General features: G+C 53.9%; 18 protein-coding genes. 12 read left to right on the top strand and 6 right to left on the bottom strand.

All coding sequences use genetic code 11. The features are described 5' to 3' along the window. Nucleotides 1-204: 204 nt before the first annotated feature. Complete coding sequence (locus AC6EMZ_RS03085) at nt 205-579, top strand: inner membrane protein YbjM (protein ID WP_498400906.1); 375 nt, start codon at nt 205-207, stop codon at nt 577-579. Between the two features lie 29 nt (nt 580-608). On the opposite strand, the gene AC6EMZ_RS03090 is transcribed toward AC6EMZ_RS03085, so the two are convergent. Beyond that, nucleotides 609-878 carry a GrxA family glutaredoxin gene (locus tag AC6EMZ_RS03090; RefSeq protein WP_012016764.1) on the bottom strand — a complete coding sequence of 90 codons (270 nt, stop codon included), beginning with the start codon at nt 876-878 and terminating at the stop codon, nt 609-611. A 185-nt stretch (nt 879-1,063) separates the two neighbouring features. Here AC6EMZ_RS03090 and nfsA point away from each other — a divergent pair, with 185 nt between their 5' ends. From nfsA to AC6EMZ_RS03145, 11 genes are all read left to right on the top strand, one after another. Then, nucleotides 1,064-1,786, top strand: coding sequence for a nitroreductase NfsA (gene nfsA / locus AC6EMZ_RS03095; protein ID WP_498400908.1), 723 nt, complete (start codon nt 1,064-1,066; stop codon nt 1,784-1,786). A gap of 69 nt (nt 1,787-1,855) precedes the next feature. Beyond that, nucleotides 1,856-2,758 carry a 30S ribosomal protein S6--L-glutamate ligase gene (gene rimK, locus AC6EMZ_RS03100; protein WP_498400909.1) on the top strand — a complete coding sequence of 301 codons (903 nt, stop codon included), beginning with the start codon at nt 1,856-1,858 and terminating at the stop codon, nt 2,756-2,758. A 55-nt stretch (nt 2,759-2,813) separates the two neighbouring features. Continuing rightward, complete coding sequence (locus AC6EMZ_RS03105; protein ID WP_498400910.1) at nt 2,814-3,290, top strand: YbjN domain-containing protein; 477 nt, start codon at nt 2,814-2,816, stop codon at nt 3,288-3,290. 346 nt (nt 3,291-3,636) lie between these two features. Further along, nucleotides 3,637-4,749, top strand: coding sequence for a spermidine/putrescine ABC transporter substrate-binding protein PotF (gene potF, locus AC6EMZ_RS03110; RefSeq protein ID WP_498400912.1), 1,113 nt, complete (start codon nt 3,637-3,639; stop codon nt 4,747-4,749). 99 nt (nt 4,750-4,848) lie between these two features. Further along, on the top strand, nt 4,849-5,982 hold the full coding sequence (gene potG, locus AC6EMZ_RS03115; RefSeq protein WP_498400913.1) for a putrescine ABC transporter ATP-binding subunit PotG: 1,134 nt from the start codon (nt 4,849-4,851) through the stop codon (nt 5,980-5,982). 9 nt (nt 5,983-5,991) lie between these two features. After that, complete coding sequence (gene potH / locus AC6EMZ_RS03120; protein WP_498400914.1) at nt 5,992-6,945, top strand: putrescine ABC transporter permease PotH; 954 nt, start codon at nt 5,992-5,994, stop codon at nt 6,943-6,945. Next, a complete protein-coding gene (gene potI, locus AC6EMZ_RS03125) occupies nt 6,942-7,787 on the top strand; it encodes a putrescine ABC transporter permease PotI (RefSeq protein ID WP_498400915.1) in 846 nt (281 codons plus the stop codon). Before potH ends, potI begins: the two co-directional genes overlap by 4 nt. A 42-nt stretch (nt 7,788-7,829) precedes the next feature. Beyond that, nucleotides 7,830-8,327, top strand: coding sequence for a YbjO family protein (locus AC6EMZ_RS03130; RefSeq protein ID WP_498401465.1), 498 nt, complete (start codon nt 7,830-7,832; stop codon nt 8,325-8,327). Between the two features lie 40 nt (nt 8,328-8,367). After that, a complete protein-coding gene (gene rlmC / locus AC6EMZ_RS03135) occupies nt 8,368-9,495 on the top strand; it encodes a 23S rRNA (uracil(747)-C(5))-methyltransferase RlmC (protein ID WP_498400916.1) in 1,128 nt (375 codons plus the stop codon). A gap of 71 nt (nt 9,496-9,566) precedes the next feature. Beyond that, nucleotides 9,567-10,268, top strand: coding sequence for a response regulator (locus tag AC6EMZ_RS03140; RefSeq protein WP_498400917.1), 702 nt, complete (start codon nt 9,567-9,569; stop codon nt 10,266-10,268). Then, the gene (locus AC6EMZ_RS03145) at nt 10,261-11,727 is read left to right on the top strand and encodes a sensor histidine kinase (protein ID WP_498400918.1); all 1,467 of its coding nucleotides are present in this window, start codon (nt 10,261-10,263) and stop codon (nt 11,725-11,727) included. The genes AC6EMZ_RS03140 and AC6EMZ_RS03145 overlap by 8 nt, the downstream gene beginning before the upstream one ends. 39 nt (nt 11,728-11,766) lie before the next feature. Here AC6EMZ_RS03145 and artJ read toward each other — a convergent pair whose 3' ends face one another. The 5 genes from artJ to artP form a co-directional block, all read right to left on the bottom strand. After that, nucleotides 11,767-12,498: an arginine ABC transporter substrate-binding protein ArtJ gene (artJ, locus tag AC6EMZ_RS03150; protein WP_498400919.1), complete on the bottom strand. Its 732-nt coding sequence runs from the start codon at nt 12,496-12,498 to the stop codon at nt 11,767-11,769. A 180-nt stretch (nt 12,499-12,678) separates the two neighbouring features. Continuing rightward, complete coding sequence (gene artM / locus AC6EMZ_RS03155; protein ID WP_498400921.1) at nt 12,679-13,347, bottom strand: arginine ABC transporter permease ArtM; 669 nt, start codon at nt 13,345-13,347, stop codon at nt 12,679-12,681. Further along, the gene (gene artQ / locus AC6EMZ_RS03160; RefSeq protein WP_498400922.1) at nt 13,347-14,063 is read right to left on the bottom strand and encodes an arginine ABC transporter permease ArtQ; all 717 of its coding nucleotides are present in this window, start codon (nt 14,061-14,063) and stop codon (nt 13,347-13,349) included. The genes artM and artQ overlap by 1 nt, the downstream gene beginning before the upstream one ends. Before the next feature lie 6 nt (nt 14,064-14,069). Then, nucleotides 14,070-14,801, bottom strand: coding sequence for an arginine ABC transporter substrate-binding protein ArtI (gene artI / locus AC6EMZ_RS03165; RefSeq protein WP_498400923.1), 732 nt, complete (start codon nt 14,799-14,801; stop codon nt 14,070-14,072). 18 nt (nt 14,802-14,819) lie between these two features. Further along, on the bottom strand, nt 14,820-15,548 hold the full coding sequence (artP, locus tag AC6EMZ_RS03170; RefSeq protein ID WP_498400924.1) for an arginine ABC transporter ATP-binding protein ArtP: 729 nt from the start codon (nt 15,546-15,548) through the stop codon (nt 14,820-14,822). Nucleotides 15,549-15,617 lie beyond the last annotated feature (69 nt).

Consider the following 15,617-nt stretch of genomic DNA (forward strand, 5'->3'; position numbering starts at 1 on the left):
TGCGCGGTAATTAACCCGTTAACACCTGCAAAATATATCCTGCGGAACAATAACTAGCCGATAGTCTAATCGTATTGGATATCAAGGGCTAGTAAAGATCGCGTTACAACGTATGAGCTTTGGCAAGGAATGCCACATTGCTTTATCTGCCTGGGCGTCCCGTGGACGAAAGTGTATTCGATAGAGATGAAGTCAGGAGGATTTTTGAACATAAAGCGAAATTGGGCGGGCGTCATCTGCTGTTTTTTTCTATTTACGGTAGTTTGCCTTTCATTAACGTTTCATGTGAAGGGAGCTTTTCGTGCCTCAGGTCATCCTGAGCTAGGCTTGCTGTTTTTTATTCTACCGGGTGTTGTCGCAAGTTTTGTTTCGCGCGGCGGAGAAGTCTTAAAACCGCTGATCGGGGCAATGCTGGCAGCGCCATTGTGCCTGCTTGTGATGCGCTTGTTGTTTGTGACATCGCGTACGTTCTGGCAAGAGCTGGCTTGGTTGCTGAGTGGGGTATTCTGGTGTGCGCTAGGGGCGTTATGCTTTTTGTTCGTTCGCAGCCTGATACAACATCGCAAACGTCATAAATAGATACGCCCTCCAGAGAGGGCGTGAGGGAATTACTGGGCAGCAAAAAGACCCAGATTTTCTTTCGCATAGGCTTCGAAATCAGTGAAACCACCAATATGCGTCTGATCGAGGAAAATCTGCGGTACCGTCTCGACAGGTTTACCCACGGTTTTTTCCAGGTCAGATTTGCTGATGCCCTCTGCGTGGATATCCACGTAGCGGAAGTTAAAGTCATCACGCTCGGCGGTCAGTTTCTCTGCCAGTTCTTTAGCGCGCACACAGTAAGGGCAGCCCGGACGTCCAAAAATCACTGCAAACATTTCTCTCTCCTCAAACTAAAGCCTAACGGCGAATACGCTTATAGTGCACGATAACCAACCCTCATGAAAAGCAGGTTTCACCTGTCGCTTTGATATCTTCAGGCTATGTTTCGCCAATTACAGGCCCGGCATCTTTGCCTATACTGGCTGCAACACGTTATACAGACTGACAAATGAGAGACGAGATGACCCCGACGATTGACCTACTACGTTCCCACCGTTCTATCCGCCATTTCACCGACGAGCCCATCACCGACGCTCAACGCGAGGCGATTGTGGCGGGCGCGCAGGGAACCTCAAGCTCTAGCTTTTTGCAATGCAGCTCCATTATCCGCATCACCGATCCGGCCATGCGCGAGCAATTAGTCACCCTTACCGGCGGGCAAAAGCACGTCGCGCAGGCAGCGGAATTCTGGGTATTTTGTGCCGACTTCAACCGCCATCTGCAAATCTGCCCGGATGCCCAACTGGGTCTGGCGGAACAGCTCCTGCTTGGCGTGGTAGATACCGCGATGATGGCGCAAAACGCCATGACAGCGGCTGAGTCGTTAGGGTTGGGCGGTGTCTACATCGGCGGGATTCGTAACAGCATTGAAGCGGTAACCGACCTGCTGCAATTGCCAAAGCACGTCTTGCCGTTGTTTGGCCTGTGTCTGGGCTGGCCGGCGGATAATCCTGATGTCAAACCGCGTCTGCCTGCGGCAATGGTGATGCACGAAAACCACTACCAGCCGGTCGATCCCGACGTGCTGGCGCACTACGACGAGGAACTGGCGAACTATTACCTCACTCGCGACAGCAACAACCGCCGCGATACCTGGAGCGACCATATCCGTCGCACCATCATTAAAGAAAACCGCCCGTTTATTCTCGACTATTTACACAAACAGGGCTGGGCGACACGATAGCCCATTCATCCTGCGCCAGCCTGCGTGTATGATGTGCGGGCTTTTATCGAGTTTTTAGAGAGGTGCAGGGTGAAAATTGCCATTTTGTCCCGGGATGGAACGCTCTATTCTTGTAAGCGCCTGCTTGAAGCGGCGAATAAGCGTGGCCACCTGGTAGAGATCCTCGATCCGCTGTCGTGCTATATGAACATCAGCCCGGCAGCGTCATCTATTCATTATAAAGGCCGTCATCTGCCGCATTTTGATGCGGTGATCCCCCGCATCGGCTCACAAATTACCTACTACGGTACCGCCGCGCTGCGCCAGTTTGAAATGCTTGGCAGTTATCCCCTGAATGAATCCGTGGCGATAACGCGTGCGCGCGACAAGCTGCGCTCGTTGCAGCTGCTTGCACGTCAGGGCATTGACTTGCCCATTACCGGGATTGCGCACTCCCCGGACGACACCAGTGACCTGATCGGCATGGTAGGCGGCGCGCCGCTGGTGGTGAAGCTGGTCGAAGGCACGCAGGGCATTGGCGTGGTGCTCGCAGAGACGCGCCAGGCGGCAGAAAGCGTGATCGACGCTTTTCGCGGTTTAAATGCCCACATCCTGGTGCAGGAGTATATCGAAGAGGCGAAAGGGCGCGACATTCGCTGCCTGGTCGTCGGTGATGAAGTCGTTGCCGCCATCGAGCGCCAGGCGAAAGAGGGTGATTTCCGATCCAATCTTCACCGTGGCGGCGTGGCGCGTATTGCGGATATTACCGAGCGCGAGCGCGAAATTGCCATTAAAGCTGCGCAGACGTTGGGTCTGGATATCGCAGGTGTGGATATTTTACGTGCCAACCGCGGTCCGCTGGTGATGGAGGTCAATGCCTCGCCGGGTCTTGAAGGTATTGAGAAAACTACTGGTGTCGACATCGCAGGTAAAATGATCGCCTGGATTGAACGCCACGCCACGCCGGGTTTTTGCCTGAAAACGGGTGGTTAGCACCGCGCTTTTTCCGTAATCTATTCGAAGTTATTTTTTATGAGGCTTAACAGCTATGGATTTACAGGTCGTTCCAACACTGGATACGTTACGTCAATGGCTCGATGATGCCGGTATCACCTTTTTTGAGTGCGATTCCTGCCAGGCGCTACACCTGCCGCATATGCAAAATTTCGACGGTGTGTTCGATGCCAAAATCGACCTGATTAACGACATCATTCTCTTTACCGCACTGGCCGAAGTGAGACCGTCTGCGTTATTAGCGCTGGCCTCTGATTTGTCCGCCATCAATGCCGGATCCTTGACGGTAAAAGCGTTTCTCGACATTCAGGACGATAACCTGCCAAAACTGGTGGTATGCCAGTCATTCTTCGCCGGGGCGGGGTTGTCGTTTAAGCAGTTCGCCTGGTTTATGCGCCACAGTGAAGAGCAGATTTCGATGGTGATGCTGGAAGCCAGTGCGCACCAGTTACTGTTCACCTCAGAAGAAGAACCTGAGAATAACGATTCACGTGACCCGTTTTTGCATTAATGCTTCTTTCGCACACGCAGTCGCGACCATAGCGGCTGCGTAATACCCTCATTTCTGCTGCCTTCCCCCTCTCTCTACAGCATTATCCACCGCTATTAAGCCCACTTCGGGCGATCACCTGGACACTTACTGCCTAAAAAATTGATAAAAACCGCTTTTTAATCTGGGCTATAGCCTGAGGCACAGGCTACAGTTATTCTTGCGGAGCTTAAAAAAGCGAGCGAAAACTGCCGGGAGTTTTTTACTTCTGGATCAGGCGGAGCGACAAAGTATGCATGATTCTTGCATATGTCAGATTGCGTATATTTGGTTCGTTTGATAACGAGCTTTCATAAGGAATAACAATATGATCGCCTTAAATAAAAAATGGTTATCGGGTCTGGTTGCGGGTGCTCTTATGGCTGTCTCTGCCGGTACGCTCGCTGCGGAACAAAAAACGCTGCATGTTTACAACTGGTCCGATTATATCGCGCCGGATACGGTGGCGAATTTCGAAAAAGAGACCGGAATTAAAGTGGTTTATGACGTCTTCGATTCCAACGAAGTGCTGGAAGGAAAATTGATGGCGGGTAGCACCGGTTTTGATCTGGTGGTGCCGTCAGCAAGCTTCCTTGAGCGTCAACTGACGGCGGGCGTATTCCAGCCGCTGGATAAAAGTAAGCTGCCGAACTGGAAAAATCTCGATCCAGAAGTGCTCAAGCTGGTAGCGAAACACGACCCGGACAACAAATATGCGATGCCTTACCTGTGGGCGACCACCGGTATCGGTTACAACGTTGATAAAGTCAAAGCGGTGCTGGGCCCGGACGTCAAGCTGGATAGCTGGGACGTGGTGCTGAAGCCGGAAAACCTGGAGAAACTGAAAAGCTGCGGCGTGTCGTTCCTTGATGCACCGGAAGAAATTTTCGCGACCGTGCTGAACTATCTGGGTAAAGATCCGAACAGCAGCAAAGCCGATGATTACACTGGCCCGGCAACCGATCTGCTCTTGAAGCTGCGTCCCAATATTCGCTACTTCCACTCCTCTCAATACATTAACGATCTGGCAAATGGCGACATCTGCGTAGCGATTGGCTGGGCGGGCGACGTCTGGCAGGCGTCTAACCGCGCGAAAGAGGCGAAAAATGGCGTGAATGTTTCCTACTTCATTCCTAAAGAGGGCGCGCTGGCTTTCTTTGATGTCTTCGCGATGCCTGCGGATGCGAAAAACAAAGATGAAGCTTATCAGTTCCTGAACTACCTGATGCGCCCGGACGTGATCGCTCACATCAGCGACCACGTGTTCTATGCCAATGGTAACAAGGCCTCTGTGCCGCTGATTGGTGCAGAAGTACGCGACAACCCGGCAATCTATCCACCGGCTGACGTTTTCGCCAAATTGTTCACCCTGAAGGTTCAAGACCCGAAAATCGACCGCGTGCGTACTCGTGCGTGGACGAAGGTGAAAAGCGGTAAATAACGGCGTTTAGCATCACTGCCGGGCGAGCAGATGCTGCCCGGCGATGCGCACCCTTATGGTGCGTTTGCACCAGTTTTGATATTTGCCGGAGAGCACCCCGTGAATGAAGCCATCCCGCGCCCGCAGGCGAAACCCCGTAAAGCGCTGACCCCGCTGCTTGAAATTCGTAATCTGACGAAATCTTTCGACGGTCAACATGCCGTGGACGATGTCAGCCTGACCATTTATAAAGGCGAAATTTTTGCCTTGCTTGGCGCATCCGGCTGCGGAAAATCGACGCTTCTGCGTATGCTCGCCGGTTTTGAGCAACCTACCGCCGGGCAAATTATGCTGGACGGCGTGGATCTCTCTCGCGTTCCGCCCTATCAGCGTCCTATCAATATGATGTTCCAGTCCTATGCACTTTTTCCTCATATGACCGTTGAGCAAAATATCGCCTTTGGTTTAAAACAGGACAAACTGCCGAAGGCCGAAATCACCGCCCGCGTGGCAGAAATGCTGAGCCTGGTACACATGCAAGAGTTTGCGAAGCGCAAGCCGCATCAGCTTTCCGGCGGTCAACGGCAGCGTGTGGCGCTGGCGCGTAGCCTGGCAAAACGCCCAAAACTGCTGCTGCTTGATGAGCCGATGGGCGCGCTGGATAAAAAACTGCGCGACCGGATGCAGCTGGAAGTGGTAGATATTCTTGAGCGCGTTGGCGCAACCTGCGTGATGGTGACGCACGACCAGGAAGAGGCCATGACCATGGCCGGGCGTATTGCGATCATGAATCGCGGTAAGTTCGTGCAAATCGGTGAACCGGAAGAGATCTACGAACATCCGACTACTCGTTACAGCGCGGAGTTTATCGGCTCGGTCAACGTGTTCGAAGGGCTGCTGAAAGACAGACAGGAAGACGGACTGGTGATTGACTCGCCGGGGCTGATGCATCCACTGAAGGTCGATCCCGATGCCTCGATCGTTGATAACGTCCCGGTGTATATCGCACTGCGTCCGGAAAAAATTATGCTCTGCCAGGAGCCGCCCGCCGATGGCTATAACTTTGCCGTTGGCGAAGTGGTGCATATTGCCTATCTGGGTGACCTGTCTATTTACCATGTTCGACTCAAAAGCGGACAGATGTTAAGCGCCCAACTACAGAACGAACACCGTTACCGGAAAGGACTGCCAACCTGGGGCGATGAAGTGCGCCTGTGCTGGGATGCGGACAGTTGCGTAGTGCTGACGGTATAAGGAGCGGCGATGAGTACACTTGAACCCCCAGCCCGCGTTCAAAAACCGGGTGGTTTCGCCAGCTGGCTGACGCGCATACAAATGGCGCACGGTCGTAAGCTGGTGATTGCGATGCCTTACGTGTGGCTGATCCTGCTGTTCCTGCTGCCGTTTTTAATCGTCTTCAAAATTAGCCTGGCAGAAATGGCGCGAGCGATCCCGCCATATTCCAATCTGATGGAGTGGGCTGACGGTCAGCTGACGATCGCTTTGAATCTCGGTAACTATTTGCAGCTCACCGAGGATCCGCTCTATTTTGAGGCCTATTTGCAGTCGTTGCAGGTGGCGTCTATCTCCACTCTCTGTTGCCTGGCGATGGGCTATCCCCTCGCGTGGGCGGTGGCGCACAGCAAACCGTCAACCCGCAATATTTTGTTATTACTGGTGATCCTGCCGTCCTGGACCTCGTTCCTGATCCGCGTCTATGCGTGGATGGGGATCCTGAAAAATAACGGCATTTTGAATAACGTTCTGATGTGGCTCGGGGTAATCGATCAGCCGCTGACGATCCTGCATACCAACCTGGCGGTTTACATCGGCATTGTTTATGCCTATCTGCCGTTTATGGTTCTGCCGATTTACACCGCGCTCACGCGTATTGATTATTCGCTGGTAGAAGCCTCGCTGGATCTGGGCGCTCGTCCGTTGAAAACCTTTTTCAGCGTGATTGTGCCGCTCACCAAAGGCGGAATTATTGCCGGTTCTATGCTGGTGTTTATCCCGGCGGTAGGTGAGTTCGTGATCCCGGAACTGCTCGGTGGCCCGGACAGCATTATGATCGGACGCGTACTGTGGCAGGAATTCTTCAATAACCGTGACTGGCCGGTGGCCTCAGCGGTGGCGATTGTCATGCTGCTACTGCTGATCGTGCCGATCATGTGGTTCCACAAGCATCAGCAGAAACAGATGGGAGATCACGGATGAACAACTTACCGGTAGTACGCTCTCCGTGGCGCATTCTGATCCTGGTGATTGGCTTTACCTTCCTGTACGCGCCCATGCTAATGCTGGTGGTGTACTCGTTTAACAGCTCGAAGCTGGTAACGGTATGGGCAGGCTGGTCGACGCGCTGGTACGGCGAGTTGTTCCGCGATGATGCGATGATGAGCGCAGTCGGGTTGAGTTTGACCATTGCCGCCTGTGCCGCCACGATGGCCTGCGTTCTGGGCACTATCGCGGCGCTGGTGATGGTGCGTTTTGGCCGTTTTCGCGGCTCGACGGGTTTTGCTTTTATGATAACGGCTCCGCTGGTCATGCCGGATGTGATTACCGGCCTGTCGCTGCTGCTGCTGTTTGTCGCCCTGGCCCATGCCATTGGCTGGCCTGCCGATCGTGGCATGCTGACTATTTGGCTGGCGCACGTCACCTTCTGTACGGCTTACGTGGCGGTGGTGATTTCCTCGCGCTTACGCGAACTTGACCACTCCATCGAAGAAGCGGCGATGGATCTTGGCGCGACGCCGGTAAAGGTTTTCTTTATCATTACGTTGCCGATGATTATGCCTGCGGTGATTTCCGGCTGGTTACTGGCGTTTACCCTGTCGCTCGACGATTTAGTGATTGCCAGTTTCGTCTCCGGTCCGGGGGCCACAACCCTGCCAATGCTGGTCTTCTCCAGCGTGCGCATGGGGGTGAATCCTGAAATCAACGCCCTGGCCTCGATCATTCTGGGTGTGGTCGGCGTCATTGGTTTTATCGCCTGGTATCTGATGGCAAGATCTGAAAAACAGCGCGTACGTGATATCCAACGTGCAAGACGCGGCTGAAGCATTTAAAATTTCCAGTGAAGTGCCGCGCCTGTCGCGGCACTGTTTTTCAGGGAAGTAAAAACAGTGGGATTCTTCACCAAAACTCGACATTCGCATGCGCGCCTGAACGTACCCGCACTTGTGCAGGTGGCGGCGCTTGGCATTATTTTGATCCGCTGCCTCGATTTGCTGATGCTATTCAATATGCTCGGCATCCGCGGGATCGGCGAATTCATTCACCGCAGTGTCCAGACCTGGGATTTGACGCTGGTCTTTTTAAGCAGTCTGGTGCTGGTGTTCGTCGAGATTTATTGCGCATTTTCACTGTCCAGAGGGCGTAACTGGGCGCGATGGATTTTTCTGTTAACCCAGATTATTGCCACCGGCTACCTGTGGGCAGCGTCGATTGGTTACGGCTATCCTGAACTCTTTAGCATTGCCGGGGAGTCGAAGCGAGAAATTTTCCGATCGCTGGTGCTTCAGAAACTTCCTGACCTGCTGGTGCTGTTCCTGCTGTTTGTCCCAGCGTCCAGCCGACGGTTTTTCCGTCTGCAATAATGTGTATAATCGCTGCCCTCGCTAACCTTGAGGTTTTCTTATGCAGTGCGCACTTTATGATGCCGGTCGTTGTCGCTCCTGTCAGTGGATAGAGCAGCCGGTTTCGCAACAGCTCTCCGCCAAAATGACCGATTTACAGCAGTTGCTCGCCGGGCATGCTGTGGCGGAGTGGTGCGCGCCTGTCAGTGGACCGGAGCAGCGTTTTCGTAATAAAGCCAAAATGGTGGTGAGCGGCAGCGTTGAGAAACCGCTACTGGGCATGTTGCACCGCGACGGCACGCCCGAAGACCTTACCGAATGTCCGCTGTATCCTGCCACGTTCGAACCCGTATTTACGGCGCTGAAGCCGTTTATCGCCCGTGCGGGATTAACGCCGTATCACGTTGCGCGCAAACGTGGCGAACTGAAATACCTGTTGCTGACCGAGAGCCAGCGTGACGGCGGTATGATGCTGCGCTTTGTGCTGCGTTCCGAAGCCAAACTTGACCAGCTACGCGCGGCGCTGCCGTGGCTGATGCAGCAGCTTCCCCAGTTGAAGGTGATTACCGCGAATATTCAGCCGGTGCATATGGCCATTATGGAAGGGGAGAAAGAGATCTTTTTCACCGAGCAACAGGCGCTGGCCGAAAGCTTCAACGATGTGCCGCTGTGGATCCGCCCTCACAGCTTCTTCCAGACCAACCCAACCGTAGCCAGCGCGCTGTATGCCACCGCTCGCGACTGGGTGCGCGCGCTGCCTGTCCATCATATGTGGGATCTGTTCTGCGGTGTGGGCGGCTTTGGCCTTCACTGTGCTACGCCAGACATGACCCTCACCGGAATTGAGATTTCTGCTGAAGCCATCGCCTGCGCGACGCAATCCGCCGCAGAGCTGGGCTTAACCAACGTGCGTTTTCAGGCGCTCGATTCTACCCAGTTTGCCACCGGGCAGGGCGGGGTGCCGGAGCTGGTACTGGTGAATCCACCCCGCCGTGGGATTGGTAAAGCCCTGTGCGACTACCTGAGCCAGATGGCACCGGATTATATTATCTATTCCAGCTGCAACGCCCAAACGATGGCAAAAGACCTTGGCGAGCTACCAGGCTATCGCATTGAACGGGTACAGCTTTTCGACATGTTCCCCCACACCGCGCACTACGAAGTCTTGACGCTGCTCGTTAAAACTTAAACAAAATGTGAACTCTCCCACGGAGCAAAATCAGGTAAGCTTGAGTGACGAACGTGACATAAGGCTTACCGATGAAGCACATTTTGCTGGTGGAAGACGACAACGATATCGCCGCGCTGCTACGCCTGAATTTAGAAGATGAAGGCTATGAGATTACGCACGAGGTAGACGGGGCGAAAGCGCTGCTGTTGCTTGATGATGCCCTCTGGGATGCGGTGATCCTCGACCTGATGCTGCCGAACGTCGATGGTCTGGAGATTTGCCGCCGTATTCGTCAGCTCACTCATTACCTGCCCATAATTATCATCAGCGCTCGCAGCAGTGAAACCGACCGCATTACCGGCCTTGAAACTGGCGCAGATGATTATCTGGCGAAGCCGTTTTCCGTGCAGGAACTGGTCGCGCGGATCAAAGCGTTGTTTCGCCGCCAGCAGGCAATGGGGCAGACGCAGGTCTCCGGTCTTATCCAGGCGCACGGCCTGTCGCTCGATCCGCTGTCCCGGATCGTGCGGCTTCATGGGCAAGAGGTGATCCTCACCCCGCGCGAGTTCGAACTGCTGTACTTCTTTGCCCGCCACCCTGGCGAGGTTTTTTCCCGCTTAGCTCTGCTGGAGCAAGTCTGGGGATATCAGCACGAAGGTTACGAACATACCGTCAATACCCACATCAACCGTCTGCGCATTAAGATCGAAAAAGATGCCGCCGAGCCTGAAATCATTCGCACCGTTTGGGGTAAGGGCTACAAATTTGCCCAGGAGCATGCAGATGCGTAGGTTGAGCCTGAGCCAGCGTCTGACGCTGCTGTTTATCCTGCTGCTGGTGCTCTGTGCCGCCGTCACCTGCGCGGTGCAACTCGCGACCAGTATGCAGTACGGCAACACGATGGTGCAGCGACTGTCCGGCGGGCTGGCGCAGCAAATTGTGCAGCGTGAAGCCGTGCTGGACGCGCAAGGAAGGGTCGATCGCAATCGCCTTAAACCGCTTTTTGACAGGCTAATGACGTTTAACCCGAGCGTTGAACTGTATGTGGTTTCACCGGACGGCGAACTGCTGGCCGATGCCGCGCCAGCAGGGCATATCCAACGACAAAAGATAGACATTGCTCCGCTGCAAACCTTTATGAGCGGCGCGGTCATGCCCGTGTACGGCGACGATCCGCGAAGCCAGAATAAGAAGGTGTTCAGCGCGACGCCGCTGCGTCAGGACGGCGAGCTTAAAGGCTATCTGTATATCATCCTGCAAGGCGAGGAGTTTAACTCGCTGGCAGAGATGGCTTGGCATAAGGCCCTGTGGAGCACGGCAATGTGGTCGCTGCTGCTGGTGGCTATTTTTGGCCTGCTGGGGGGAATACTGGTCTGGTATTGGGTGGCACGTCCGGTCAAGCGTCTGACGGCTGAAGTGTCGGGTTTGGAAAGGGACAGCATCAGCGCCATCAGGCAACTGGCTGCTCAGCCACCGCAGAACAACACGGGTGATGAAGTCACGTTGTTGCGTAATACTTTTATCGAACTGGCGCGGCAAATTACGACTCAGTGGGATCGGCTGGCAGACAGCGACCGTCAACGTCGGGAGTTTATCGCCAATATTTCTCACGACTTGCGTACGCCACTGACGTCGCTGTTGGGCTATCTGGAAACGCTGTCGATGAAAGCGTCGACCTTAACGGCTGACCAGCATCAACAGTATCTGGCGATTGCCTTGCGTCAGGGGCAGAAGGTTCGCCATCTTTCGCAGCAGCTTTTTGAGCTGGCCCGGCTTGAACATGGCGGTATCAAACCGCAGCGCGAACGTTTTGCGATGGCGGAGCTTATCTCCGACGTGGCGCAGAAATTTGAACTCACTGCCCAAACGCGCCAGCTTCGCCTGCATATTGACGTACCTGGCCCTTTGCCGCTGGTGAACGCGGACGTTTCCATGATCGAGCGTGTGGTGACGAATCTGCTGGATAACGCCATGCGTCACACGCCTGTGGGCGGGGAGATCCGCCTGGCCGTCTGGCAAGAAGATGAACGATTGCAGGTAGAAATCGCAGACAACGGAACTGGGGTGGATGCTACGCTGCGCGACGATCTGTTTCAGCGGCCCTCTGCGTTAAATCCGCAGGCATCACGGGAGAATCGGGGTGGATTGGGGCTGTTAATCGTCAAGCGGATGCTGGAGCTGCACGGAGGTGGGATCAGGCTGATGGAATCGGTGAGCGGGGCGCGTTTTCGCTTCTTTGTGCCCTTGTAGAATCGCCGGGTAAGCGAGATCGCTACCCGGCAAAGAAACTTACTGTGGGAACCACTGGTCGCTGATTTTCTGATATGTACCGTCAGCTTTAATTGCCTTCAGTGCGCCGTTCAGTTTTTCCAGCAACGCTTTGTTATCAGGACGAACCGCGATGCCAAGGCCGGTGCCGAAGTATTGCGGGTCGGTCACTTTCTCGGTAGCGGTACCCAGCTGCGGGTTGGTTTTCAGCCACTCGTTGACCACGGCGGTATCACCAAACACGCCATCAATACGGCCATTTTTCAGGTCGATAATTGCATTCTGGTAGCTATCGTATGCCACGGTTTTCACTTCAGGATGTTTGTCCTGCAGGTATTTCTGGTGCGTGGTGCCGTTTTCCATTCCGATACGTTTGCCTTTCAGCTCAGCGAAGGATTTGAACGCGTCTTTCTTCGCAATGACTACCGCAGAGTTGGCATAGTACGGGTCGGTAAAGGAAACCTGCTTGCTACGTTCCGGGGTGATGTCCATACCGGAAATAACGGCGTCGTATTTTTTGAATTTCAAAGCCGGGATCAGGCTGTCGAACGCGTGATTGGTGAAAGTACAGTCGGCCTGCATTTGTTTGCACAGGGCTTTCGCGAGATCGAGATCAAACCCGACAATCTGATTGCTGGCATCCAGCGACTCGAACGGCGGATAGGTTGCCGAAACACCGAAACTGATTTTGTCTGCGGCTGCTGCGCCAGCGGCGAAAGTTGCCAGTAATGCGGCCAGAACTACCTTTTTCATTTTAACGCTCCCGTCTGTCAATCTTGTCATTATGCACCGTGTCTCCGGCATGCGAATTACAATGCCATTGATTGAATTTATATTCAATAAAAATGATTAAATATTATTAATGGCATAAAAAAAACGGGCAGTGGTGAGACTTTCCCGTTTTTGAATTCACATATTATGCAAATGAAGTGATTAGTTTCTGCGCTCAAATGCCAGCGCTTTGCTCTCGATAACACGCATCATCAGCGTCAGCAAACCGTTCACCACCAGATAAACCAGACCCGCTGCGCCAAATACCATCACATCATAGGTGCGTCCGTAGAGCAGTTGACCGTGGCCCATCACTTCCATCAGCGTGATGGTGTAGGCCAAAGACGTACTCTTAAACACCAGCACCACTTCGTTGGAATAGGACGACAGCGCGCGTTTAAAGGCGTAAGGCAGCAGGATCGCCAGCGTGTCTTTCTTGCTCATTCCCAGTGCGCCACACGACTGCCATTGGCCTTCCGGGATGGCGCGAATCGCGCCGTAGAACAGCTGCGTGGTATACGCGGCGCTGTTAAGCGAGAGGGCAATCAGCGCGCAAAGCCATGGCTCCGACAACAGATGCCAGACTACCGGATACTCCTGCAGCGTCGGGAACTGGCCCGGCCCGTAGTAAATCAGGAAGATCTGCACCAGCAGCGGCGTACCGGTAAACAGCGTGATGTAGGCGCGAACAATCCACACCAGTACCGGCGTTTTAAGCGTCAGGACGATGGTGAAAATCAGCGCCAGAATCAGGGCGACTGCAATGGACGCTACGGTTAGCGTCAGGCTGGTGTGCAGCCCTTTCATCAGTTCAGGTAAATACTCAAGCATCAGCCCGGTCTCCGTTCAAAACGCGTTGCACGCAGGTCAATACGTTTGAGGATGTACTGACTGAGCAACGTGATCACCAGGTAGATAGCCGCCGCAACGATGTACCAGGTAAACGGCTCCTGGGTACGGGTGGCGATGCTTTTGGTTTGCAGCATCAGATCGTTGACGCTGATAAGGCTCACAAGCGCAGTATCTTTCAGCAATACCAGCCACTGGTTGCCCAGCCCTGGCAGCGCGTGACGCCACATCTGCGGCATCACCAGACGAAAGAAAATAGCGCTTTTCTTGAGTCCCAGCGCCTGGCCTGATTCCCATTGCCCAACCGGTACCGCTTTCAGCGCACCGCGCAAGGTCTGCGAGGCATAGGCGGAATAGAGCAGGGAGAGGGCAATCACGCCACACAGGAACGGGCTGACGTCAAAGTTTTCGATCTGCATCTGCACCGGAATCTGCACAACACCCAGATTGATGGTGAAACCGTCCGACAGCATTAACAGCAGCTGCGAGGAGCCGAAATAGATAAACAGGACCACCAGAATTTCCGGCAGTCCGCGCAATACCGTCACCAGTGCGGAGCCCGTCCACGCGATGGGACGCCATTTTGCCGACTCCCACACCGCAAAGATCATCGCCAGCGCAAGGCCGATAATGAGCGCACAAACGGCAAGGCCGACGGTCATCCCGGCGGCGCTTGCTAAAGGAAAAATTTCGTTCATCGGCTCTTACTTCTGGAACCATTTAGCGTAGATGGTTTCGTACGTACCGTCTTTTTTCACTTTCTCCAGGGCGGCGTTGAATTTCTGCTGCAATTCAGTGTTGCCCTGACGAACAGCGATACCGAGGCCCGTGCCGAAGTAATCTTTGTCTGTCACTTTGTCGCCAACCGCAGCCAGCTTGTCATTTGACTTCAGCCATTCGGTTACCACGGCGGTATCACCAAACACCGCATCGATACGGCCGTTTTGCAGGTCCAGCTTCGCATTCAGGTAGCTATCGTAAGGAACCGTGGTGATTTCCGGATGTTTATCCATGATGAATTTCTGGTGCGTGGTGCCATTCTGCACGCCCACTTTTTTGCCTTTCAGCAGATCAACAGAGGCGAATTTGCCTTTCTGACCAATGAACAACGCGGAGTTGTCATAGTAAGGGGTTGAGAACAGAACCTGTTTTTCACGCTCAGGGGTGATGTCCATACCGGCCATCACGGCGTCAATGCGGCGGAACTTCAGGCTTGGGATCAGGCTATCAAACGCCTGGTTGCTGAAGGTACAGGTGGCGTCGATCTCTTTACACAGAGCGTTAGCCAGGTCGACATCGAAGCCAACAATTTTGTTGTTCGCATCGATGGATTCAAACGGAGGATAAGACGCTTCGGTCGCGAAACGAATAGTCTGTGCTGCGGTAGCGGAAAGGCTGACGCTAGCAAGCAGCGCGGCTATCAATACTTTTTTCATTATGATTTCCCTAACACATCAGTGAGATAAATAGTTTTTAAAGGCATCGGTCTGCGGGGCTGTGAAGCAGCTCGCATCACCTTGCTCAACAATATGACCGTTTTCCATGTACACCACGCGGCTGGCGGTTTTGCGCGCCACTTCCACTTCATGGGTCACGATCACCTGAGTGATATTGGTTTCGGCCAGTTCACGAATAATGCTGACGATCTGGGCGGTGATTTCCGGGTCCAGCGCGGCGGTTGGTTCGTCGAACAGCAAAACCGCAGGTTCCATCATCAGCGCACGGGCAATCGCCACACGTTGCTGCTGACCACCGGAAAGGTGAAGAGGAAAACGATCGCTGTAAGGCTTCAGACGCAGACGGTCCAGCAGTTTTTCAGCACGCGCCATGGCCTGAGCTTTGCTTAAGCCGAGCACGCGGCAGGGCGCTTCAATCAGGTTATGCAGCACGGTGAGGTGCGGCCAGAGATTATATTGCTGAAACACCATACCCACGTTTTGGCGCAAATCGCGAATCGCTTTATCGGAGGGCGCTTTGGCGAAATCAAAATGATTTCCCGCGATATCCAGCGTGCCAGATCGGGGCATTTCAAGCAGATTGAGGACGCGCAGCAGGGAACTTTTGCCTGCACCGCTTGGGCCAAGCAAAACCAGCGTTTCGCCCTCTGGGCAGTTCAGCGTGATGTCGAACAGCGCCTGGTGTGCGCCGTAGAAGCAGTTAATGCCATTTAGTTGAATACTCATCGGGGCAGTCTTTACTCATCCAGGCAATCTATAGCAATTGAGGCCGCAGATAGTACCGTTGACAGAATA

This window comes from Enterobacter sp. SCRI0065, assembly GCF_059766475.1.

What these genes read in the sequence shown, in the direction of transcription:
- nfsA (WP_498400908.1), top strand. Translation starts at nt 1,064, where the DNA reads ATGACCCCGACGATTGACCTACTACGTTCCCACCGTTCTATCCGCCAT.
- potI (WP_498400915.1), top strand. Translation starts at nt 6,942, where the DNA reads ATGAACAACTTACCGGTAGTACGCTCTCCGTGGCGCATTCTGATCCTG.
- artQ (WP_498400922.1), bottom strand. Translation starts at nt 14,063, where the DNA reads ATGAACGAAATTTTTCCTTTAGCAAGCGCCGCCGGGATGACCGTCGGC.
- rlmC (WP_498400916.1), top strand. Translation starts at nt 8,368, where the DNA reads ATGCAGTGCGCACTTTATGATGCCGGTCGTTGTCGCTCCTGTCAGTGG.
- artM (WP_498400921.1), bottom strand. Translation starts at nt 13,347, where the DNA reads ATGCTTGAGTATTTACCTGAACTGATGAAAGGGCTGCACACCAGCCTG.
- artJ (WP_498400919.1), bottom strand. Translation starts at nt 12,498, where the DNA reads ATGAAAAAGGTAGTTCTGGCCGCATTACTGGCAACTTTCGCCGCTGGC.
- AC6EMZ_RS03140 (WP_498400917.1), top strand. Translation starts at nt 9,567, where the DNA reads ATGAAGCACATTTTGCTGGTGGAAGACGACAACGATATCGCCGCGCTG.
- potH (WP_498400914.1), top strand. Translation starts at nt 5,992, where the DNA reads ATGAGTACACTTGAACCCCCAGCCCGCGTTCAAAAACCGGGTGGTTTC.
- AC6EMZ_RS03105 (WP_498400910.1), top strand. Translation starts at nt 2,814, where the DNA reads ATGGATTTACAGGTCGTTCCAACACTGGATACGTTACGTCAATGGCTC.
- artP (WP_498400924.1), bottom strand. Translation starts at nt 15,548, where the DNA reads ATGAGTATTCAACTAAATGGCATTAACTGCTTCTACGGCGCACACCAG.
- potF (WP_498400912.1), top strand. Translation starts at nt 3,637, where the DNA reads ATGATCGCCTTAAATAAAAAATGGTTATCGGGTCTGGTTGCGGGTGCT.
- AC6EMZ_RS03145 (WP_498400918.1), top strand. Translation starts at nt 10,261, where the DNA reads ATGCGTAGGTTGAGCCTGAGCCAGCGTCTGACGCTGCTGTTTATCCTG.
- artI (WP_498400923.1), bottom strand. Translation starts at nt 14,801, where the DNA reads ATGAAAAAAGTATTGATAGCCGCGCTGCTTGCTAGCGTCAGCCTTTCC.
- AC6EMZ_RS03090 (WP_012016764.1), bottom strand. Translation starts at nt 878, where the DNA reads ATGTTTGCAGTGATTTTTGGACGTCCGGGCTGCCCTTACTGTGTGCGC.